15 protein-coding genes and 3 tRNA genes are annotated in these 23,028 nt (G+C 56.9%); 1 reads left to right on the forward strand and 17 read right to left on the reverse strand.

Annotated features, from left to right (window positions below; all coding sequences use genetic code 11):
- Positions 1-116: 116 nt before the first annotated feature.
- From M8T91_RS13255 to ubiM, 13 genes are all read right to left on the reverse strand, one after another.
- Positions 117-1,085 (reverse strand): zinc transporter ZntB, encoded by a 969-nt coding sequence (locus tag M8T91_RS13255; protein WP_301414641.1) that lies wholly within the window; start codon positions 1,083-1,085, stop codon positions 117-119.
- Between the two features lie 1,393 nt (positions 1,086-2,478).
- Positions 2,479-3,132, reverse strand: coding sequence for a hypothetical protein (locus M8T91_RS13260; protein ID WP_301414642.1), 654 nt, complete (start codon positions 3,130-3,132; stop codon positions 2,479-2,481).
- Positions 3,133-3,266: 134 nt separating this feature from the next.
- Complete coding sequence (gene pnp / locus M8T91_RS13265; protein WP_301414643.1) at positions 3,267-5,393, reverse strand: polyribonucleotide nucleotidyltransferase; 2,127 nt, start codon at positions 5,391-5,393, stop codon at positions 3,267-3,269.
- 257 nt (positions 5,394-5,650) lie between these two features.
- Positions 5,651-5,920: a 30S ribosomal protein S15 gene (rpsO, locus tag M8T91_RS13270; RefSeq protein ID WP_091386577.1), complete on the reverse strand. Its 270-nt coding sequence runs from the start codon at positions 5,918-5,920 to the stop codon at positions 5,651-5,653.
- A gap of 145 nt (positions 5,921-6,065) precedes the next feature.
- Positions 6,066-7,007: a tRNA pseudouridine(55) synthase TruB gene (gene truB / locus M8T91_RS13275; RefSeq protein ID WP_301414644.1), complete on the reverse strand. Its 942-nt coding sequence runs from the start codon at positions 7,005-7,007 to the stop codon at positions 6,066-6,068.
- Positions 7,008-7,009: 2 nt separating this feature from the next.
- Positions 7,010-7,408 (reverse strand): 30S ribosome-binding factor RbfA, encoded by a 399-nt coding sequence (rbfA, locus tag M8T91_RS13280; RefSeq protein ID WP_301414645.1) that lies wholly within the window; start codon positions 7,406-7,408, stop codon positions 7,010-7,012.
- A 95-nt stretch (positions 7,409-7,503) separates the two neighbouring features.
- Positions 7,504-10,257 (reverse strand): translation initiation factor IF-2, encoded by a 2,754-nt coding sequence (gene infB, locus M8T91_RS13285; protein WP_301414646.1) that lies wholly within the window; start codon positions 10,255-10,257, stop codon positions 7,504-7,506.
- A gap of 63 nt (positions 10,258-10,320) precedes the next feature.
- Entirely contained in the window at positions 10,321-11,823 is a 1,503-nt protein-coding gene (gene nusA / locus M8T91_RS13290; RefSeq protein WP_301414647.1) for a transcription termination factor NusA, read from the reverse strand.
- A gap of 43 nt (positions 11,824-11,866) precedes the next feature.
- Positions 11,867-12,331 (reverse strand): ribosome maturation factor RimP, encoded by a 465-nt coding sequence (gene rimP / locus M8T91_RS13295; protein ID WP_301414648.1) that lies wholly within the window; start codon positions 12,329-12,331, stop codon positions 11,867-11,869.
- 134 nt (positions 12,332-12,465) lie between these two features.
- A tRNA-Met gene (locus M8T91_RS13300) sits at positions 12,466-12,542 on the reverse strand.
- 39 nt (positions 12,543-12,581) lie between these two features.
- A tRNA-Met gene (locus M8T91_RS13305) sits at positions 12,582-12,658 on the reverse strand.
- A 41-nt stretch (positions 12,659-12,699) separates the two neighbouring features.
- Positions 12,700-12,776 (reverse strand) — tRNA-Met (locus M8T91_RS13310).
- A gap of 337 nt (positions 12,777-13,113) precedes the next feature.
- Positions 13,114-14,280, reverse strand: coding sequence for a 5-demethoxyubiquinol-8 5-hydroxylase UbiM (gene ubiM, locus M8T91_RS13315; RefSeq protein ID WP_301414649.1), 1,167 nt, complete (start codon positions 14,278-14,280; stop codon positions 13,114-13,116).
- 276 nt (positions 14,281-14,556) lie between these two features.
- On the opposite strand from ubiM, the gene M8T91_RS13320 reads away from it, so the two are divergent.
- Positions 14,557-15,348 (forward strand): PhzF family protein, encoded by a 792-nt coding sequence (locus tag M8T91_RS13320; protein WP_301414650.1) that lies wholly within the window; start codon positions 14,557-14,559, stop codon positions 15,346-15,348.
- Between the two features lie 239 nt (positions 15,349-15,587).
- On the opposite strand, the gene M8T91_RS13325 is transcribed toward M8T91_RS13320, so the two are convergent.
- The 4 genes from M8T91_RS13325 to carB all read right to left on the reverse strand — a co-directional run bounded on the left by M8T91_RS13325 (position 15,588) and on the right by carB (position 22,969).
- The gene (locus M8T91_RS13325; RefSeq protein ID WP_301414651.1) at positions 15,588-16,790 is read right to left on the reverse strand and encodes a serine hydrolase domain-containing protein; all 1,203 of its coding nucleotides are present in this window, start codon (positions 16,788-16,790) and stop codon (positions 15,588-15,590) included.
- Between the two features lie 514 nt (positions 16,791-17,304).
- The gene (locus tag M8T91_RS13330; RefSeq protein ID WP_301414652.1) at positions 17,305-18,465 is read right to left on the reverse strand and encodes an NnrS family protein; all 1,161 of its coding nucleotides are present in this window, start codon (positions 18,463-18,465) and stop codon (positions 17,305-17,307) included.
- Between the two features lie 714 nt (positions 18,466-19,179).
- Entirely contained in the window at positions 19,180-19,656 is a 477-nt protein-coding gene (gene greA / locus M8T91_RS13335) for a transcription elongation factor GreA (protein WP_301414653.1), read from the reverse strand.
- Positions 19,657-19,741: 85 nt separating this feature from the next.
- Entirely contained in the window at positions 19,742-22,969 is a 3,228-nt protein-coding gene (gene carB / locus M8T91_RS13340) for a carbamoyl-phosphate synthase large subunit (protein WP_301414654.1), read from the reverse strand.
- Positions 22,970-23,028 lie beyond the last annotated feature (59 nt).

Raw genomic sequence — 23,028 nt, forward strand, 5'->3', positions numbered from 1 at the left:
CCAGCCAGTATCATCCTCTGGAGTAAGGCATTTTCGGCATCCCGGCTGAAACCGGGCCCCAGGCTGGTGGTGACAACCTTTACCCCCACGGTGCGCCGACTTCCGTGTAAGAAGTGCTACAGCCATTTCTTCCAGTGAAAGAAAACTAATTGCCCCGCAAGGGCCACCACCAGTAAAACACAGAAAGCGATAAAACCACCGGCGGATTCTTCCCAGGGAATACCGCCGACATTGATACCAAACAGGCTGGTCAAAAATCCCAGGGGCAGGAATATAGCGGCGACTACAGACAATACGTACATGCGGCTGTTGAGCTGGTCGGAATTGCGGCTCAGAAGTTCCTCCTGGGCAATCGCAGCGCGCTCGCGCACGGTATCGATATCATCGATATTCCGCTGCAGGCGCTCGTTGACATCACCCAATAAAGCATGGCTCTCCTTGTCGAACCAGGGCATAGATTCCTGCTGCATGCGCGACAGTACCTCTCTTTGCAGGCACAGGTAACGGCGCAGTGCAATCGTTCTCTTGCGAAACTGCACCAGGTTCACTCCCAGGCCCTCCCCTCCGCGCTCCAGAAGCTGGTCTTCCAGGTCATCCACCCCCTCTTCAAACTCCTCGGCCCGGTCACTCATACGCAATACCAGTAAATCCGCCAGGGAGACCACCAGCGCGGCGGCACCCCGGGGGCCACAGCCATTCTCCAAACGGGCTATCAGGTCCTCCTCTGCCAGCAGGCGCCGTTTGCCGGTACTGATAACGCGATTTTCCTCTACCCATACTCGGATCGAGACCCGGTCCTCCCGGCGCGACTTGTGTTTTGGGTCCACCCCGCACAGGGCCAGGAAGAGCCCGTCATCCACTCTGAGAGTGCGGGGCCGCATCGGTCGCGCCAGCAGGGCTTCCACCACGATTTGCGCCAGCCCGCTGTCAGTGCGTATCCATTGCACGACCGCTTCCTCAGCACGATCAAAGTGGAGCCACAGCACTCCCTGGCCAGGATGCCAGGCCTCCACTTCAGGCCAGGTCATTTCCCGCCCTGAGCCCTTTCGATCAAGCAGGGTTGCATGAACTTGTTCCGCTTCCACTGGTATATGCCTGCCTTCACAACGCCTCCCAAGACTGCGCACACCTGAGGGCAAGCGTTAGATTGTTTTCATCCAGCGCCATTTTGTTCCAGTGCCGCCAAACGTGATATCCGTTGGAGCCGGAGTGGCTCCAGCGGCTTCGTCACAGCCGCAGGTTGCTACCGGTCCTGCCCATAGAGGTATGATTGGAACTCAGAGATACCCTTTGGACACCACTGTAATCCGGCCCTGAAAATCTTTATAAACACTTGACCAGATGCTATGTCGACTGCTTGGCCAGGGTGAGCAAATAAGCGTCAAAATTTCACGCTGAAGCCAATCGGTGATCTGTTGTTGATGGAGAGGATCACAGCTCAATACAAAGGCGGGCCGGGGAATATAGGGCTGGCAAGTGAGACCCGATAGAAACACCTTAAGTTCCGGGCTTAGCAACTGATGGATTTCAGCAGGAACCAGCTCCTCAGGTATGCTATTACCTTCCGGTTCGCTGCTGTTACAGTTTCCTGACTGGCTTATATGTACCCAATGAGGAATGTATACAAACCTCTGGATTATTAAAATACCGTTTAAAACGCTGCGGGCATATGGCACACATTCTGTTGCGTAACGGTTCTTTCTATTTTTTTCTATAGTGGTTCTTGCAATTTGTACCCGAAATGGAAATGGGCATCTCGGCTTTATTGGGAGGTGATTCCGGCTCTGGCAGAAGGCGTTCACCACATCAGCTTATAGTGTTCCTGGGTATTGCAACCATCCTGATTGCGGAGGGAGGGGGATATCCCTCAATCAAGAAACAAGCTGGCCATCACCGGAGTAAAGGGTATGGTTAGCTTTGACTTCACTGGTAATGCCAACTGCATACTATCGGTTGCTACAAAGCCACCATCGACCATTGCGCAACTTTAGCCACCACCGTATTCAAACAGACACTGGCTGTCTCGCTCTCCGCCAAAGACGCATCGCGCCCGGGAGAGGACTAGTCCTGAATCCGTCAGTGACCATTGAGGGAAGGTATAAAAAGTGTTGATAGCCAAGACCCGAACTGTTCCTAGGATGTTTTCTGCCCAGGTTTCAGTTTTCACGGGGAATTGATACATCGATTGCTAAACTGGTGGAAACCCCAAATCCAGAACTTCTCCCAGACAATCACTGTACGCCCGCGCATAGTATCGACACTATCAGCAGACCGCTGCAGACGCTCATTGACATCGCCCAATCAAAATGGATCTCCTTGCCGAATACAGAATGCGGGCTTCTGTGGTATGCACATCAGAATCTCTTTTCAAAGAGAGAGGTTATGGCGCGGTGCAATCGTTTTACTGCCTCATTACACCAATTTCACGCCTTTGCTTAAAAACTGAGCTGCCCTGTCATCCACGCTTTTTCAAACGCCTCAAGCCCGTCGCCCGTCCGCAGTACGGGTAAACAACGGACGCGCACTCAAAAGGGAAAATACCGAAATAGCCAACAGCAGATGGAACCAGTTGGTGCGCGCCAGGCCCAGCAGCTGCCTGGCACCGGTGCCGACAAACAATACGTTAACAGCCACCAGTACAGCGCCGCCACCCAGCACGAAAGCCTGTTTGCGGCTCAGCCGGCGCGGTGAAACCCATTCCAGTAACGCCACCAGCAGCCACAGCAGCAGGCCCAGTGTCGAGTACAGATCGACTACCCACCGGGGCGCCAGCAGGCCGCTTTCTCCGAGACTGATCGATGATGCGAGGACCACCGCCACCACCACATAAGCCGGCGCGCGACTGTCTGCTCCCCAGCGCAAACCCAGCCGCACCCAGAGCAGGCCGATGCCGATGAGCAGGAAAGCGGCGTAGCCAGAGAGACGGGTCAGTGCCCGGTGCAGTTCAGTCACGCCGGGGTCTATACCGTAGCGGTAGGCGCCCGCGATTGCGGCGAGGGCAATAAAGGCAAGAGCAGCAACCAGCATCAGGGCCGCCGACTGAAATTGCGCGCGGGTCAAATACCAATACTGATTGGCAAGCAACAGGGCAGTGAGACCGAGCATCAGGTCCAGAAGCCAAAGATTGTGCACGGTTAGCCTCCCTGTTTTTGCCCAGATTCTAGCTGAAAATCTCTGGGCACGGACCATGCCCCGGCCCTTCCCCCTGTATCAAAAGCCATAAAAAAACCCGGCACAAGGCCGGGTTCCCTGCGAGCTTTGCAGACTCACACTTCGCCGCTGCCCTGTCCCGCTGTCTCGGCGGCGGCCGCCCGATCGGCGTTGGCTTCCTTGATGGACAGCTTGATACGCCCGCGCTGGTCAACGTCGAGCACCCTCACAAACACTTTCTGGCCTTCGCTCAGATAGTCGGTCACCGCATTCACACGCTCTTCGGCGATCTGTGAGATATGTACCAGGCCATCTTTGCCCGGCAGGAAATTAACGAATGCACCAAAATCCACGATACGCACCACGGTGCCCTCGTAGATCGCCCCGATCTCGGCTTCCGCGGTGATTTCCTCAATGCGGGTCACTGCGCTTTCCAGGCTCTCGCCATCCTCACCAAAGACCTTGATGGTGCCATCATCCCCAATATCAATGGAGGCGCCGGTCTCTTCGGTGATAGAGCGGATTGTCGCACCGCCCTTGCCGATCACATCGCGGATTTTGTCCGGATGGATCTTCAGGGTCGCATAGCGCGGCGCATTCTCGTTCACACTGGTGCGAGAGGAGTCAATCACCCGGTTCATTTCCGCAAGGATGTGCAGGCGCGCCTGCAGGGCCTGCTCCAGGGCGGTTTCCATAATCTCTTCGGTGATCCCTTCGATCTTGATATCCATCTGCAGTGCGGTCACACCAGAAGCGGTGCCGGCCACTTTGAAGTCCATATCACCCAGGTGATCCTCATCACCGAGAATGTCAGTCAGTACCGCATAGCCTTCATCTTCCTTCACCAGGCCCATGGCGATACCGGCCACCGGCGCCTTCAGGGGCACGCCGGCATCCATCAGTGCCAGGCTGGAACCACACACAGAGGCCATGGAACTGGAACCGTTGGATTCCGTAATCTCGGAAACCACGCGCACGGTGTAAGGGAAACTGTCCGGATCGGGGAGCACAGCGGCAATCCCGCGGCGGGCCAGGCGGCCGTGACCGATTTCGCGGCGACCGGTAGCACCTACACGCCCCGCTTCACCAACGGAGTAAGGGGGGAAATTGTAGTGCAACATAAAGTAGTCTTTGCGTTCACCTTCCAGGGCATCGATGATCTGGGCATCGCCGGTAGAGCCGAGAGTCGCCACTACCAGAGCCTGGGTTTCACCGCGAGTGAACAGGGCAGAGCCGTGGGATTTCGGCAGTACCCCCACTTCCACAGTAATCGGGCGCACGGTCTTGTTGTCGCGACCGTCGATGCGGGACTCGCCGCGCACCACGGAACCGCGCACCAGCTGCTTCTCCAGCTTGCCAAAGGCGCCTTTTACCTCATCTGCGCTTATTTCCTCGCTAGAGAGTGCTTCGACAGCTTCACTGCGCAGTTCAGCCAGACGGGCGCTGCGGGCCTGCTTGTCGATGATGCGGTAAGCTTCCGCAACCTTGCCGGCAAACTGGCTCTCCAGGGCGGCTTTCAGCTCGGTATTTTCCACCGGTGGCTGCCAGCTCCACTGGGGCTTGCCGGCTTCCGCCTTAAGTTCTTCACAAACCCGGATAATGGCCTGCATTTCCTGGTGCGCATACAGCACAGCGCCCAGCATAATATCTTCCGGCAGCTCTTGTGCTTCGGACTCCACCATCAGCACAGCGTCCTTGGTACCCGCTACCACCATGTCCAGTTCGGAGGTTTTCAGGGCTCTGTAACCCGGATTCAACAAGTAACCATCCTGCTGGGTGTAGCCCACGCGCGCAGCGCCGATCGGGCCGGCAAAGGGAATACCGGATACCGACAGCGCTGCAGATGTACCGATCATACCGGCGATATCCGGGTCCATATCCTTCTCCGCGGACAGGACCGTGATCATCACCTGTACTTCATTCATAAAGCTCTTGGGGAATAGCGGGCGAATCGGGCGGTCGATCAAGCGCGAGGTCAGGGTTTCCTTTTCAGACGGGCGACCTTCCCGCTTGAAGAAGCCGCCGGGAATCTTGCCGGCCGCGTAGGCTTTTTCCTGGTAGTGCACGGACAACGGGAAAAAGCCCTGGTCAGGCTTAGCTTCTTTGGCACCGACAACGGTACACAATACAACGGTTTCACCCATGGTCACCAGGGCCGCACCGGTAGCCTGGCGCGCGATGCGACCGGTCTCGATGGTGACCTGATGCTCTCCGTACTGGAAGGTTTTGCTTACTGGATTCACTAGTTTTTCCTATTTCCTTACGGTTACTGGCCCATTCCAGTAACCCCTACAATGGTTGCCCGGGCGCAGGTTCCAAGCCCTTTGCCCAGGGTGGTACGGGGGCGTACCGCCACCGGCCGAGGTGGCCGGCACAGGTGCCGCACGACAGCTCGACAATGCCTGAGGGACTGTGCAGCGTCACTTCTGAAAAGTGACAAGGCGCCACTTTTCAGCATGCATGAAAAAGAATGCCCGCCAGAGGCGGGCTTTCCAGGGTCTTAGCGACGCAGGCCGAGTTTGGCAATCAGCTGTGCGTAACGGCTCAGATCCTTGCGCTTGAGGTAATCCAGCAGTTTGCGGCGCTGATTTACCATGCGGATCAGCCCCCGGCGGGAGTGGTGATCCTGCTTGTGCGCAGAGAAGTGACCCTGCAGTTTGTTGATATTGGCTGTCAGCAGGGCTACCTGGACTTCCGGGGAACCGGTATCGCCTTCGGATTGGCCGTGCTCTTTCAGGATGGCTGCTTTTTCAGTGGCAGTCAGTGCCATAACGTGTGACCTCATCGTAATATGCTTTCAAAGATCCGGCTGGCCCGTGCATATTTACAGACCAGCTAATCGCTATTGCGGGCGAGCCCGCCCGGACACCTTCACGCGCAGCGCCACCGGTTTTCACCGATACAGCGAGTGCCGCTCAAGTGCCCGTTACCAGACGCCGCGGGGCGACGCACCCGTCGTCGGTAATCTCTCCTACGCCCAGAAAATCGCCACTTTCCAGGAAGAGGCGCACCATATCACCTTCTGCACCGACACGATAGACCTGTAAATCCATTACCGGCTGCCCCTGACGCACATAGTAGCCGGAGTCGTTCGGCAGGGTGAGTTTCGGCAGGGAAGAGGCGGGGGAATCCACCGGTAGCAGATGATAGTCCAGCACTTCTGCTTTGCCTTCGCCGCGCTCTTCGGCAAGCGCATCGAGCGTCACTGCACCAGCCTCGTCATAGGGGCCGGCCGCGCTGCGGTGCAGTGCCGCCACATAGGCGCCAACGCCCAGGGCCCGGCCCAGATCCTCGGCGATACTGCGAATATAGGTCCCCTTGGAACAGTGCACCACCACCTCGGCACGGGGCTGTTTGCCGGGCGTAAAACCCAGCAACTCAAATTCAAAAATCTTCACTTCACGCGCCTCCCGTTCCACCTCAATCCCCTGGCGCGCCAGCCTGTACAGCGGCTGGCCCTTGTGCTTGAGGGCAGAGAACATGGAGGGCACCTGCCGGATAAGACCGCGGAACCCCGCCATGGCCTTGAGCACATCCCGCTCAGTCAGGCCCGAGGCATCCCTGGTTTCCAGCACATCGCCATCGGCATCACCGCTGGTGGTGCTCATGCCGAAGCAGAAGGTGCTGCGATAGCGTTTGTCAGCATTGAGCAGGTACTGGGAAAACTTGGTGGCTTCGCCAAAACAGACCGGCAGTACACCGGTTGCCATTGGGTCCAGCGCACCGGTGTGCCCCGCGCGGTTGGCAAAGAAGAGTCGTTTGGCTTTTTGCAGGGCATGACTGGCGGTGATGCCGGCAGGCTTGTTCAATAACAGCACGCCGTGTACCGGCCGGCCCCATTTCGGTCTGCGGCCCATCGTCAATCTTCACCAGCGTCGCTATTGTCGTCGCGGTGTTTGCGATCGGCCAGCACCGCCTTATCAATTAATGTGGAAAGTTCCTGTCCGCGCACAGAGGTTTCATCGTAGTGGAATTGCAGACGCGGAATTGCCCGCATCTGGATCGCGTGCGCCAGCAGTCTGCGCAGGAAACCTGCAGCCTTGTTCAACACCTTCATCGAGGTGTTGATCTGGCTGGGATCATCCTCGCCCACAAATGTGACAAAGACCTTGGCAACAGTCAGGTCGCGACTGACTGCAACGTCGTTGATATTGACCATACCCAGGCGCGGGTCGCGCACTTCCTGCTGAATCAGCTGGGCCAGCTCGCGGCGCATGGCATCGGCAACGCGATCTGCACGGTGAAATTCTCTTGCCATTTTGTACCTATAGGGGATGGTGGTTTAAAGACAGGAAAACCCGCCCGGCAGTGGCCCGGGCGGGTTTGCGATTCATCTCATCCGGGTGGCGAGTGTTACAGTTCGCGGGCGACCTTAATGATATCGTAAACTTCAATCTGGTCGCCGGACTTTACGTCGTTGTAGTCCTTCACCCCGATACCACACTCCATGCCATTGCGCACTTCCTGCACGTCGTCCTTGAAGCGGCGCAGGGACTCCAGTTCACCCTGGTAGATAACAATGTTATCCCGCAGTACGCGGATCGGTTTGTTGCGGTATACGGTACCCTCGGTGACCATACAGCCGGCAATGGCGCCGAACTTCGGCGAGCGGAACACATCGCGCACCTCGGCAATCCCCACGATCTCTTCGCGCACCTCGGGCTCCAGCATACCGGACAGGGCCTGCTTCACTTCGTCGAGCAGGTTGTAAATCACGCTGTAATAGCGAATCTCCACCCCTTCGGTCTCGGCCACTTTGCGCGCGGCAACATCCGCACGGGTATTGAAGCCCAGTACGATAGCGCCGGATGTCAGGGCCAGATTGATATCGTTCTCGGCGATACCCCCAACCCCACTGGACACTACATTGACAGACACTTCTTCGTTGCCGATATCCGCCAATGCGCCCAGAATCGCCTCGAGAGAGCCGCGCACATCGGTTTTGATCACGACCGGCAATACCTTCTTCTCACCGGCTTCCATATTCGCAAACATGTTTTCCAGCTTGGCGGCCTGCTGGCGCTGCATACGCTCCCGGCGCTCTTTGTGCGCACGTTGTTCAGCCACTTCGCGGGCCTTGCGCTCATCCGCCACTACCAGGAATTCGTCTCCGGCATTCGGGGCTGAATCCAGGCCCAGCAGTTCCACCGGGGTGGAGGGGCCCGCTTCCTTCACCTGCTTGCCGTGCTCATTGGTCATGGCGCGCACGCGCCCGTAGCTCTGGCCTGCCAAAATGATATCGCCGCGCTTCAGCTCGCCGTTTTGCACCAACAGGGTAGCAACCACGCCGCGGCCCTTTTCCAGGCGGGATTCCACCACAACACCGGTGGCCGGCACATTGATCCTGGCTTTCAACTCCAGAATCTCCGCTTGCAGGGAGACAGCCTCCAACAAGTCATCGATGCCCTGGCCCGTGTGCGCGGAGACATTGATAAACTGGGTATCGCCCCCCCAGTCTTCCGGGATCACATCCTTTGCAGCCAGTTCATTCTTTACGCGGTCCGGATCGGCCGCTTCCTTATCGCACTTGTTGATCGCCACCACCAGCGGTACACCGGCAGCGCGGGCGTGATTCACCGCTTCCTCAGTCTGCGGCATGACACCGTCATCGGCGGCAACCACCAGGATCACCACATCGGTAGCCTGGGCACCGCGGGCGCGCATGGCGGTAAAGGCGGCGTGTCCCGGGGTATCCAGAAAAGCGATCTCGCCCTGGCTGGTTTTCACACGGTAAGCGCCGATGTGCTGGGTGATCCCGCCGGCTTCACCGGAGGCCACTTTGGTTTTGCGAATGTAGTCGAGCAGGGAGGTTTTACCGTGGTCTACATGCCCCATGACGGTAACCACTGGTGCTCGTGCAACCTCAGTGCCCTCCTGGGCCTGGGACTCTGCCACCAGGCGCTCTTCCAGTTCACTCTCGGAGCGCATGACCACTGCATGCCCCATTTCCTCGGCAATCAGCTGCGCGGTTTCGCGATCCAGGCTCTGGTTGATGGTGGCCATTTCGCCCATTTTCATCAGGCGCTTGATCAACTCACCGGCCTTCACATTCATCTGTTTGGCCAGTTCACCAACGGTGATGGTTTCGCCCAGCTGCACTTCGTATACCTGCTTCGCCGTGGGCCTTTTAAAGCCGTGGGTGGGTTTAATGGTCAGGGTGGGTCGGGACAGGGAGCGCGTACTGCGCTTCTCCGCCTCATCCTCTTCAAACACTTCCAGCGCCTGCTCGTACAGAGCGGTCTTGCTGGATTTCTTCGGACCGGACTTGGAACGGCGACCGCGACGCTTGCGCGGTTGCTCCTCAGTGCGATCGTCATCGCTCGGCACAGCCTCCAGCTTGCGGCGCAGGGATGGCTTCACCTCATCGGTTTTCGCGGATTTGGCCTTGGTGGCGGTCTCTGCTTTTTTCTGTGCGGTGCGCTGCCGCTCAGCCTCTACTTTCGCTTTTTTCTCATCGAGTTCCAGCTTTTCCTGCTTGGCCTGCTGCTTGCGGCGTTCCATCGCGGCGATACGCATGGCTTCGATATCATCCACATAGCTGGAGCGAACCGGTGCTGGGGGCTCCGCTTGCTTCACCACACCTTGTGCAGTGTTGTCCTCTGTTGTGTCTTGCGAAATTTCCGCCTGCGCAGCGACCTGAGCTTCAGCTTCGGCTTTGGCTTCCGCCTCGGCTTTGCGTTGTGCTTCCTCCGCAAGGCGGGCAGCTTCCGCTTCCGCCTCGGCGCGCAGTCGCTCCTGCTCGATTGCCTGGGCTTCCTGCTCCGCTTTGGCAGCGCTGCTCTCGCCGGCTTCCGCGGCAAGATCGGCCTGGGGACGCTTCACATAGGTGCGCTTTTTGCGCACTTCCACATTCACAGTCTTGCGGCCGGTGCCGGAGCCAGTTTTCAGCGTCGTGGTGGTCTTGCGCTTCAGGGTGATCTTGCGCGGGCTGGCGCCCTGCTCCCCGTGACTGCTTTTCAGGAAGTTGAGCAGGACCTGCTTTTCCTCATCTGACACCACCGCGCTCGCAGAGGTGTGAGACAAACCCGCTTCCTTCATCTGCTTGAGCAGACGGTCTTCGGTGGCACCTACCGATTTGGCGAGTTCGCTAACTGTTACTTGGGCCATTCTCTCTCCTAAAAGTCACTTGGTCGGAGGGGGTACTTATTTGTCTGTCTTGTGCCTGTGCACCTAGGTTTGCTCGCCGCTGTCATCGGCAAACCAGGGCTCACGCGCTTTCATAATCAGCGCCGCAGCGCGCTCCTGGTCGAGACCGTCGATATCGAGCAAGTCGTCCACCGCCTGTTCCGCCAGGTCTTCCATGGTGGCGATGCCGCGGCTCGCCAGTTGAAAGGCCAGGTGACGCTCCATACCTTCCATCGTGAGCAGGTCTTCCTGGGGTTCGGAAGCGTCCAGCTTCTCCTCGGAGGCCAGCGCCTGGGTCAACAGGGAGTCCTTGGCACGGGCGCGCAGCTCTTCGGCGATGTCTTCATCGAAGCCTTCGATCTCGAGCATCTCCTCGATAGGCACATAGGCCACCTCTTCGAGGGAAGTAAAACCCTCATCCACCAGTACCGTGGCCACATCTTCATCGATATCCAGGCGATCGATAAATACCTGCATGATGGAGCTGGATTCCGCTTCCTGCTTACTTTGCCACTCATCGGAACTCATGACATTGATCTGCCACTGGGTCAGCTCAGAGGCGAGGCGCACATTCTGGCCACTGCGGCCAATGGCCATGGCGAGGTTTTCCTCGGCCACCGCCACATCCATGGCGCTGGTGTCTTCGTCGACCACAATGGATTCAATCTCCGCCGGCGCCATGGCGTTGATGACAAACTGGGCCGGGTTCTCATCCCAAAGCACGATGTCCACCCGTTCACCGGACAGCTCATTGGATACCGCCTGTACACGTGCACCGCGCATACCCACACAGGCGCCCACCGGATCGATACGGCCATCGTTGGTGGTCACTGCGATCTTGGCGCGCAGGCCCGGATCGCGGGCTGCACCTTTGATCTCGATCACCTGTTCAGCAATTTCCGGCACTTCGATGCGAAACAGCTCGATAATCATCTCCGGGCAGGAGCGGCTCAGCATCAGCTGCGGGCCGCGGGCTTCCGGCTGGATTTCCAGCAAAATGGCACGCACCCGGTCTCCCAAACGGAAGATCTCACGGCCGACCAGTTGGTCCCGCGGCAGGCGCGCCTCGGCGTTATTGCCGAGATCCACGGCAATAAAATCGCGCGTTACTTTCTTGACGGTGCCGCTCACCATTTCGCCAACGCGGTCGCGGTACTCATCCACAACCTTGGCGCGCTCGGCTTCGCGCACTTTCTGCACAATCACCTGCTTGGCAGTCTGTGCGGCGATACGGCCGAACTCTACATTTTCCACCTGCTCGCGATAACAATCGCCGGCGCCCAGTTGCGGATCTTTCTCGTGGGCTTCTTCCAGGGTGAACTGGGTACCCAGTTCGGCCAGGGTATCGTCATCCACGACTTCCCAACTGCGGAACGTTTCGTAGTCGCCGGATCGGCGATCAATGATCACCTCAATGGTTGAATCTTCGTCGTAGCGTTTCTTGGTGGCCGTTGCCAGTGCCGCTTCGATGGCCTGGAATATAATCTCCTGGTCAACGCCCTTCTCGTTGGATACCGCCTCGGCTACCAGCAAGATCTCTTTGTTCATGTAACTGTGCCTCAAAATCGCCTGAGTTCAGGCGCCTAACAGGTTACTTGGTAAATTGGGGAATAATATTTGCCTTTTCGATACTGTCGATTGGCAGCAGATACTCATTTTCGCTGTCCACACGCAGCACCACTTCATCTCCCTCTATACCGGCCAGCAGACCGCGCCATTTGCGCTGGCCAGCCAGGGGCAGTCGCAGGCGGACCTCGATCTGGGCGCCGGCAAAACGCGCATACTGCTCCAGGGTATACAAGGGGCGGTCGAGCCCCGGCGAAGAGACCTCAAGCGTATACCGGCCGCTGATAGGGTCTTCCACATCCAGCACTGCACTGGCCTGGCGGCTTACTTTTTCGCAGTCTTCCACAGCAATGCCGTTTTCAGAGTCGATATAGATACGCAACAGTGCATTTCGTCCGTGGGTCTGGTATTCAATACCCCAAAGCTCACACCCCAGCGATGCCACCACCGGCGCCAGAAGGTCTTCCAGCAATTCACGCTTGCCCGCCATCCACGTCACCACATACAAAAAATGGGCCTACGGCCCACTTCGAAAACCTCTGCAATTTTCTTTGCAGATACGAAAAAGCCCCTGACGGGGCTTTGACCGCACATTCGCGCAGTCAGTATACGCGAATGCAAATTTGGTAGCGGGGGCAGGATTTGAACCTACGACCTTCGGGTTATGAGCCCGACGAGCTACCAGGCTGCTCCACCCCGCAACAACGAATACGCATTGACAGCCTTTGTATCAGGCGAGATGGTAGCGGGGGCAGGATTTGAACCTACGACCTTCGGGTTATGAGCCCGACGAGCTACCAGGCTGCTCCACCCCGCAACAATACATGCGCATTCAAAGCCATTGTATCAAGAAGAAATTGGTAGCGGGGGCAGGATTTGAACCTACGACCTTCGGGTTATGAGCCCGACGAGCTACCAGGCTGCTCCACCCCGCAACAACTCCAGGAAACAAAGCCTGGCAATCTTGGTTTCCCTGCGGCGGGGCTGACCCAACCACTCAAGAGGCTGCGAATTCTAGGGCTGCGGCCCAAGTGAGTCAAGCCGTAATTGGCATTTGTTTTTACTCTGGCCGGGAAGCCACTTTCCCTATTCCGCAGATCAGTATAGAAAAGGAAGAAATTCCCGCAAGGGGCCCTTCTCCACCGCTGGCTACCCGCACCGGGCCATCATCGCACCGGCTCGCGCAGGGCCGATCCCGCCGCTGCCGGCTACTGCCTTTTTAGCTTTCTGAAAATCTGCAGACCAGATACAGCCTTTCCGTCAACATCCTTTTTAGCGCGTCAGCTGATGCACAATAGCCCGGCGAATTGGCGGGAAGTGATTACTCACACGCAGTACTGCCTTACGCAGCAATTTTGCGGGCAGGCGATCATTGGTAAACAGGTCCACCACCCGATTGGTTCCTGAGTAAATCGGGCGGGACTCCAAGCGGTGCTGGAATTGATAGCGAGACAGTGCGCGACCGAGCCGCGCGGGCTGGTACAGGCGCGCAACACCTTGCAACTGCCGCACCAGGGTATCCGCACCGGCAAGCCCGAGATTAAAGCCGTGCGCCGTCACCGGGTGCATACCCACGGCGGCGTCCCCCACCAGGGCAAAGCGCTCGGTATGGAACCGGTGTGCATACACGGCAACCAGTGGATAGCTGTAACGCTGGCCACAGGCTTCGATCCCGCCGAGCTGCGAAACACTCTCCGCCTGCACCCGGTCGGCAAACGCTGCATCACTCAACTGCATAATCGTTTCAGCGCTACTGGCAGGCACAGTCACCACTGCCGAGGCGGTGTGACTCTCCGCCAAGGGCAGCAGCGCCAGGGTAGAGCCATAGCGAAAACATTCCCGTGCGATACCATCGTGCGCCCGCTCAGTGCGCACCTGCCCCACAATCGCCACGCGACCAAAGTCGCGCATATCTGCACCGATACCGGCCATTCGCCGCACCTCGGAAAAACGGCTGTCCGCCGCCACCACCAGTGCCGCAGTAATACTTTCGCCCTCCCCACAACACACCACACGCTGGTCCGATTCCTGCCTGGTACCAGTTACCGTACAGCCGCTGTGGAGCTGGATATTGCTGTGCTCCCGCGCCACCTCACAGAGTACCCGGCGCAGGGTTGCATTAGAGACAATAAATCCAAGGGGCCCGCAACCGCGGGTCTCAAAATTCAAACTGGCCGGGGCGTATCCGTCCACAACCTGTGCGGATTGCAGTATGCCGATTTCATCGTCGCGCAGCCGCTGCCAGGCCCCCAGACTTTCCAATATCCGCACAGACTTATGGGTGAGTGCAATCTCTCTCCCGTCATCACCGGGACTGAGCACATACTGCTCGCTCTGGCGCTCCAGCAATACTACCCGGCAATTCCGCCTGGCCAGCGCCACCGCCAACGCCAGCCCCGCGGGTCCGGCCCCAACAATTGCCACATCTGCTTGCAACATTTCTGCCCCCTGGCGACAAGCCCACCGCCAAACCATTTTCCACACTGGCGCCTTCGGTTGCAGCCGCCGAGCTGCAGGGGACCTTAAAGAAAGGAATAATACCGGGTACTGACGCAGATCAGGAAACAGGTAGACTCTGTGGCAGATCAACAGACTTCTCCATTCATCTCACCCTTTTGCCTACTTAAGGGCCAATAACCGCAGTTACTACGCCCAGGGCACAGTGACTATTCGCGCATACAATGCGTACAGGATATTGAACCAGAGGACAAAACCATGCAGCTCGAAATCACCATCGTAGATGCCTTTACCGATACCCTGTTTAAAGGCAATTCCGCAGCAGTGATTATCACACAACAATGGCTTGCGGATGATTTGATGCAATCAATCGCTGCGGAAAATAACCTGTCTGAAACCGCCTTTCTGATGAAGTTCTCTGACAGCGAATACCGGATTCGCTGGTTTTCCCCAGTGACTGAAATCGATTTTTGCGGTCATGCCACCCTGGCCTCGGCCTTTGTGCTTTTCTCCAAAAACCCCACATTACAGAGCGTACACTTTTCAGCCGGAGCTGTGGGGAAAATGTACATTGCCCGTGCTGATGATGGCTATATCACCATGCACTTTCCCAAGCGGGCTCCGCATCCGGTAGCGCACATACCCGGTGATCTGATGACAGGGCTATCCATTCAACCGGCGGATGTACTGCGCAACAATCAGGCATATTTTGCCATTTATGAAAGGGAGGAGGATATTTTTAACCTGAAGCCGGATCCAGCAAAACTGAAAATTCTCGCTCCCTTTGATGTGGTGGCAACGGCCAGATCCGTACAATACGATTTTATCTCAAGGTATTTCTGGCCCGCCAATGGTGGCGTGGAAGATCCTGTAACCGGGTCCATCCATACAGGGCTGGCTCCCTACTGGGCAGAAAAGCTGGACAAATCCCGACTGACTGCGTTCCAGGCATCCAAACGGGGAGGTCTGCTAAACTGCCAGGTTAAGGAGGACCGGGTCATTATTTCCGGCAAGGCCGTTCAATACCTGAAAGGTAATATCAGCGTATAATTTACCCGGCAGTGGCAGTGAATCGATAAAATAGTCCCGATGTATCCCCTGTAGCGGTCGGTAAGCACCGAGCCAGTTTCATCTATGCCAGGGACCTGTTCGGTGATTCTTATACTATCGGCGGTTGCGGGAAGCACCGATTGGGTAAAACAGCAGATCGACAGAACAGATTAGATACCGTGTAATTACCGGCAAAACAACTCTCACCCGGTACCGCCTGTCGATGCACAAAAGCGCATTTATTCAGGCGGTTTTTGGTCATACGGGATAAAACCTTCCCAGTGCATCGGAAAATCCTGCTCAGCGATAGTTGCGGAAAGCAGATAACCGAAGATACCTTCCGCATTGTTACTATTGCTCATCAACAAGACTCCCGTACCCATCTCGGGATAAATCATTGAGAAGTTCTGAAAGCCCTCATCGTGATGCCCCTCTTTAAAGGCTGCCCAGCCGTATTTGGTATGGAACAACCCCCAACCCAAACCATAGCTGAGCTGGATATCGTCGTTGCGATCAGTGATTTCTCCGGCACCGGGGCCGAACTGTGTTTTAGTGCGAATACGCACCTGCGGACTGAACATCTCCTTGAGTGCCTTTGCACTGATGCCATCACCCTTGAGTACTGCTGTCATAAAACGCATATAGTCCTGGGTTGTGGTTTCCAGGGTACTGGGCGCACGGGCAGCATTATCTTTATCCCGGGGAAAAGTGTTGCCGTCGGCCCCATGCCCCAGAGCATAATCGCGTTCAAACCGGGGCTGCCAGGTATAACTGGACATAGCCATTCCGTAAGGGATGAAAATAGTTTCCCGCATCAGTTGTTCCACCGATTTTCCGGTCAACTTTTCCAACACAACCTGTAAAAGCACCATCCCCTCTGCAGAGTAACTGTATCGCTCTCCCGGCTCGAAATGAATACGCAGTTTATGATCCGATTCAAACCAGCGCCAGTTTGGCAATCCGGTCGTATGAGACAAGCACATGCGTGCGGTGATTTTCCGATATCGCGGTGCTTGGCGCAAATCCCCTAAATTCTTGTGCCATGCATTTCCGCCATCACTCTGGCTTTTCCACAGTGGCTCTTTCAAATACGATTGAAGCGGTTTATCCAGATCTATAATACCCTGATCCGCCAGCTTCATTACCAAAACAGCAAAAACCGCTTTACTCAGCGAAGCGCCGTACATTTCTGTGGTGGTTTTGAGCGGTTTTTTATTTGGCAGGTCGGCAAACCCGAACGCTTCAGAATATACCGGCAGGCCATTGTTAAACACTGTGACAGTCAAACCCTGTACCTGAGCCGCATTGGTCAGTTGGGTGATTTTGTTCGTCAATTGACTGGAGGAAATGGTACTGCCATCCAAGCGCACCAGCTGCTTTTCAGCAGAGCTGGCAAAATTGGACAACCCGATAACAATCAAAACTACCAGAATTCTTTTCATAGCCTATTCACGCTGTTTTCTTTTAATCTGTATCAAACGGTTTCACTGCTTCAAAAGAACCTGTTTCAGATTTTGATTCTTATCTGCATGTTCGCAGCCTTGGGAATTGAACAATCGGGAAAAGGAGGTTATTGAGTCGCTCCAGAATACAAGTGAGCGTCTGATCGAATTAATGTGTTTCCAGGTGCTGTTAACAAGTCAGCCGTAAAACCCGGTTGAAATCTATCCGGGGCAGACAAAAAGCGTGGATCACTCGAGCGCTCTTGCAAACCTTCGGCTACACCAGGTCCACCGTGATTCCCCTTCCCCCTTTGGCATCTATTGGAACATCCATCCTCACCCGAGGCAACCCGGTGCCCCAGCTATTCCAGATGTCGTTGGGTTTTGACAGATTATCGGAGAATTTTCCCCCCATATCAGCACCCTAAGAGCACGGTGTCCCTGCCCAGCGCACTGGCAGCCAAATTTCTGCTTACCCAGAGGGCCGACAAGTATCCCGAAGCCTACCCAGAATTTACCCGGGATGGCCATCGGGGCGGGGCCGGAAGAGGACCGGGGTGTAGTACAAAAGAAAGAGTGCATACCCCACGATCCAAGTGACGATGGCCACAAGAAAGCCAGTGGGTGCAGAAGCCCAGAACACACGCACCAGGGCCGAGCAGGCCAGCGCCGCAAATGCCAGCGGCATCAGGCGCGGCGCCTTCAACACCCGACCGGTATGCCCGAGGCTCACGCGGCTGGCCATCGACAGAATCAATCCACCAATACCGCCTACGGCAAAGGCGTGCAGGGCGGGACTGTGCCAGGAGGGCGCTATACCGCTCCAGGCCAGCGCGGCGAGAAAACAGCCGAGAACCACAAGCCAATAACTCAGGTGCAAAGACCAAACCATCGGTTCAGCCCAGATCCGCGTGGGGTGCCAGCGCAATATGCGCACAAGCTGCAACACACCGAGTACCAGGGCGAGTGCAGCCCAAAGCGTCCGGGGCAATCCCAGTGCCACACTCAGTAAAAGCAGTATTGCGGCAATGTGCGTGCCCCACTCGGCAAAGGGCAGCTTCTCGCGAGGGGGCATTTGGAAACGCCGCGCGGTAAAAAAGGGTATTACCCGTCCACCGATCACCAGAATAATGGCTGTCACCAGCAGAAGGGCGAGCAGTGCCACTCGGCTCTGGGCCCCCGGCAACAGCCAGTGACACGCCGATAACCCGGCAAAAGCCAGCATGGCAGGCAATACAAACAGATTGCGCCACTGCCTGGTACGCAATACCCTTGCCCCCAGCAGAAACCCGGCCAACAGGAAAAACGCCACCTCTGTGCAGACTGGTATCCACACTGGTACCACCGCGAACAGATACCCCAAACGCGCCAGCAGCCACAATCCCACCAGACTCATCAACTGGGGCCCCTTTGGTGAGGGAATCCCGGTCCAGGTCTGCATGGCGGTAGCGAGAAAACCGACCACCACCGCAGCGGCAAATCCAAACAGCATTTCATGGGAGTGCCAGACGACCCCACCGCGCAGCGCCGGCAACTGCCAACCGGACAACTGCAGTTGCCATACCAAAAGCGCGATCATGCTCCACAGGGCAGCCCCCCAGAAAAAAGGCCGGAAAGGCATACGCCAAATAGGCGAAATGGATTCTGTATGCGCGCGGTCGACAATGGGAATCACAATCTACACTCCTTCTAAAAACCGGGCTGTTTTCCCAGGGCAAAGGCTTGACCGACTCCGTGTTCTCCATCCATGGGGCAATACCATCTGTGCCGAAGGCTCCAAGGCCTTCACGTGCACATCCTAGCATCTCCCGGGACTCTAAACCCTGATTTCGCTCAAGCCCCCACCCTGGGAAACGGCGAAAAATCCTTGCATACCCGTGATTGCAATGGCCTGAAATGCCGCTTCACGGATTGAGTGATGGGTGTATTTTCACTCAACCAACACCAATAGTTAATAATCCACCGCAAAATGTTGAAAGTCGGGACCTATAACCATTCAGAAAGGCAGGGTATTTCTCAACCCGCTTCAGCAGGCATTCAAGGATACACACAAACCCGGTAACCAACAGATTGCCGGGCCATCCGTATTTCCAGGTATTGCGTGAATAAGGGGGGCTGTATAAACCTGATCAGTTCAGTTGTTTTCCCTACCGGTGAGGCAAGGAAAACCAAAGCTCTTCTGCCCAGCCTCTCTTTGCATCTTGAGTCAGTTTCTGCTGCAACCGACACGGACCAAGCCGAGAGTGGCCAATAGAAATCTTAGCGGAATACCCCCCTGAAAAAGATAATCTCACCAGGTGCCCTTATTCACCTGGCACCGACTTGGCCAGCGGATTTTTAATCAACAGCATTCAGTCAAGTGTCAATCCGCTTTGAAAAGAACACCAGGTCACAAATGTTCCACGGCGTCAATTTCGTATTCCATCGAACCGGAAGGCGCGTGTACCACAACAACCTCCCCAACTTCTTTGCCGATCAGCGCCCGCGCAATGGGGGAATTCACAGAGATCTTGCGTTTTTTCACATCGGCTTCATCATCACCCACAATCTTGTAAGTAACCTCGCGGTCGTCATCCAAATGAATAATCGTGACCGTGCTGCCGAAAATCACCCTGGCACTCGGCTCAATCGACTTGATATCGATAACCTGTGCGTGAGACAGTTTACTTTCAATTTCCTGAATGCGACCTTCAATAAAACCCTGCTTTTCCCGTGCAGCGTGGTATTCGGCATTCTCCTTCAGGTCACCGTGTTCGCGCGCCTCCGCTATCGCCTGCACTATGGCAGGGCGCTCCACTTTCTTCAGGTTTTCCAGCTCTGAACGCAATGCGTCGGCGCCTTCAACGGTCATTGGTACCCGGTTCAATGTGGGACCTCCATGGTAGTTACTGCGGAGCCGAACCCTGGAACTTCACAGGGTTCGCCCGCAACTCACAGGTTGGTTTAGAAATTTAAGACAGCTTGACTACGCGCTGGTGAAGGTCCTGCAGACGGCGCACCTGCAACGGCTGCTCCTGGCGCATGGCCATCGCCATGGCCTGAGCGGCCGCCAGGGTGGTGGTGTAACACACCCGGTGATTCTCCGCGCTGCGACGGATATCTGCGGAATCGCGAATCGCCTGGCGTCCTTCGGTGGTATTGACCACCAGCGCAATCTCGTCGTTTTTGATCATATCAACGATATGCGGACGACCTTCACTCATCTTATTTACGGTTGTAACGGGAATGGCGCTCTCTTGCAAGACCCTGGCGGTACCGCGCGTGGCCACCAGCTCAAAACCCAGGGCGACAAGGTCTCTCGCGACGCCCACAGCCTCCTGCTTGTCGAAGTCGCGCACAGACATAAATACGCGCCCCGACATCGGCAGGCGGTCACCGGCAGCCACCAGTCCCTTATCAAACGCCTCCGCGAACGTGGCGCCGACCCCCATCACCTCACCGGTGGATTTCATCTCGGGCCCGAGAATCGGGTCCACTTTCGGGAACTTGTTGAACGGGAACACCGACTCTTTGACAGAGAAGTAATCCGGTACAATCTCCTCCGTGAAGCCCTGCTCCCTCAGACTGGTGCCCGCCTGACAGCGCGCAGCGACCTTGGCCAGGGAGATCCCGATACACTTGGAGACAAACGGCACCGTGCGGGAGGCCCGCGGGTTCACTTCGATCACATAGATCTCACCGTCCTGATAGGCCAGTTGGGTATTCATCAAACCCACCACGCCCAGTTCCCGCGCCATGGATTTCACCTGCTCGCGCATTGTGTCCTGCGCCCCGGAGGGCAGGCTGTAGGGTGGCAGGGAGCAGGCGGAGTCACCGGAATGCACACCACACTGCTCAATGTGCTGCATAATGGCGCCAATAACAACGTCATGACCATCGGACACCGCATCGATATCCACTTCAATGGCTGCATTGAGGAAGTGATCCAGCAATACCGGCGCCTCATCGGAAACCTGCACCGCTTCTTTCATGTAGTTGAGCAGTTCGTCTTCCTTGTAGACGATCTCCATGGCGCGGCCACCCAGCACATAGGAGGGGCGCACCACCAGGGGGTAACCCACATCCTTGGCGGCCTGGATGGCTTCGGAGATCGAGCGCACAATGGCATTTCTCGGCTGTTTGAGGCCCAGTCGCTTGATCATCTGCTGGAAGCGCTCGCGGTCTTCCGCGCGGTCGATCTGCTCGGGCGTGGTACCGATGATGGGCACCCCCTCCGCAGCCAGGTAGCGCGCCAGGTTCAGCGGGGTCTGGCCACCGAACTGTACAATGACACCCTGGGGCTTCTCTTTGGCGACAATTTCCAGCACATCCTCCAGAGTGACCGGCTCAAAGTAGAGGCGATCAGAGGTGTCGTAGTCGGTGGAAACTGTCTCCGGATTACAGTTGACCATGATGGTCTCGTAGCCATCCTCGCGCATGGCCAACGCCGCGTGGACACAGCAGTAATCGAATTCAATACCCTGACCGATACGGTTGGGGCCGCCGCCCAGCACCATGATTTTCTTTCTGTCGGAGGGCACCACCTCACATTCCTCATCGTAGGTGGAGTACATATAGGCGGTGGAAGTGGCGAACTCCGCGGCACAGGTGTCCACACACTTGTAGGATGGGAAAACACCCAGCTTGTGGCGGAGTTCGCGCACGGTCTTCTGGCTTACACCCAGCAGATCGGCCAGGCGGCGGTCGGAGAATCCCTTGCGCTTGAGAAAACGCATATGTTCAGCCCGAAGCGCCGAGGTGGGCAGTGACTTGAGCGGCTCCTCGATCTTGATCAGCTCTTCGATCTGCACCAAAAACCAGGGATCTATAGCAGACAGCTCGTACACCTGCTCTACGCTCATTCCCATACGGAAGGCATCGCCCAGATACCAGATGCGCTCGGCGCCCGGCACGGAAAGCTCGCAGCGCAGGCGGTTCTCGGCACCGTCTTCGCCGGGATCGATCTTGCTTTCCAGGCCGAAGCTGCCCACTTCCAGGCCGCGCAGCGCTTTCTGCAGGGACTCCTGGAAAGTGCGGCCGATGGCCATGACCTCGCCCACGGACTTCATCTGGGTGGTGAGGCGCGCATCGGCCTCACCAAATTTCTCGAAGGTGAAGCGCGGAATTTTTGTCACCACATAATCGATGGACGGCTCAAAGGAAGCCGGTGTGGCGCCGCCGGTGATATCGTTTTGCAGTTCGTCCAGGGTGTACCCTACCGCCAGCTTGGCCGCCACCTTGGCAATCGGGAAACCGGTGGCCTTGGAAGCCAGCGCCGAGGAGCGGGATACCCGCGGATTCATCTCGATCACCACCATCCTTCCGGTCTTCGGACAGACACCGAACTGCACGTTGGAACCACCGGTCTCTACGCCGATCTCGCGCAGCACCGCAATGGAAGCGTTGCGCATCAGCTGGTATTCCTTGTCGGTGAGGGTCTGCGCCGGCGCCACGGTAATGGAGTCACCGGTATGCACCCCCATGGGGTCGAAGTTCTCGATGGAACACACGATGATGCAGTTGTCGCGCTTATCGCGAACCACCTCCATCTCGTACTCTTTCCATCCCAGCAGGGATTCATCGATCAGCAGTTCATTGGTGGGAGACAGATCGAGACCGCGCTTGCAGATCTCCTCAAATTCGGGCCAGTTGTAGGCCACACCGCCACCGGAGCCGCCCATGGTGAAGGAGGGGCGGATAATCACCGGGAAACCGAACGCTTCCGGAACCGCCTTCGCCTCTTCCATGGAGTGCACGATCCGGGCGCGCGGCGTCTCCAGCCCGATCGCCTGCATGGCCTTGTCGAACAGGTCGCGGTCTTCCGCCTTCTCGATAGCGTCTTTGTCCGCACCGATCAGCTCCACATCCCAGGCCTCCAGGATGCCCTGCTTATCCAGGTCCAGGGCACAATTCAGTGCGGTCTGACCGCCCATGGTGGGCAGGATGGCGTCTGGGCGCTCTTGCTCGATAATCTTCGCCAGGGTACGCCACTCCACCGGTTCAATGTAGGTGGCATCGGCCATGGCCGGGTCGGTCATGATGGTGGCCGGATTGGAGTTCACCAGGATGACCCGGTAACCCTCCTCGCGCAGCGCCTTGCAGGCCTGGGCACCGGAGTAGTCAAATTCGCAGGCCTGGCCGATCACGATGGGACCGGCGCCAATAATCAGAATACTGTGGATATCTGTGCGTTTTGGCATCTTTCTTCCGCTCTACTACCGGCTCGTGGCCGGCTGCGCTCATTTTCACTCGTGTCTTG

The organism is Microbulbifer sp. MI-G, assembly GCF_030440425.1.
GTDB lineage: Bacteria > Pseudomonadota > Gammaproteobacteria > Pseudomonadales > Cellvibrionaceae > Microbulbifer > Microbulbifer spongiae.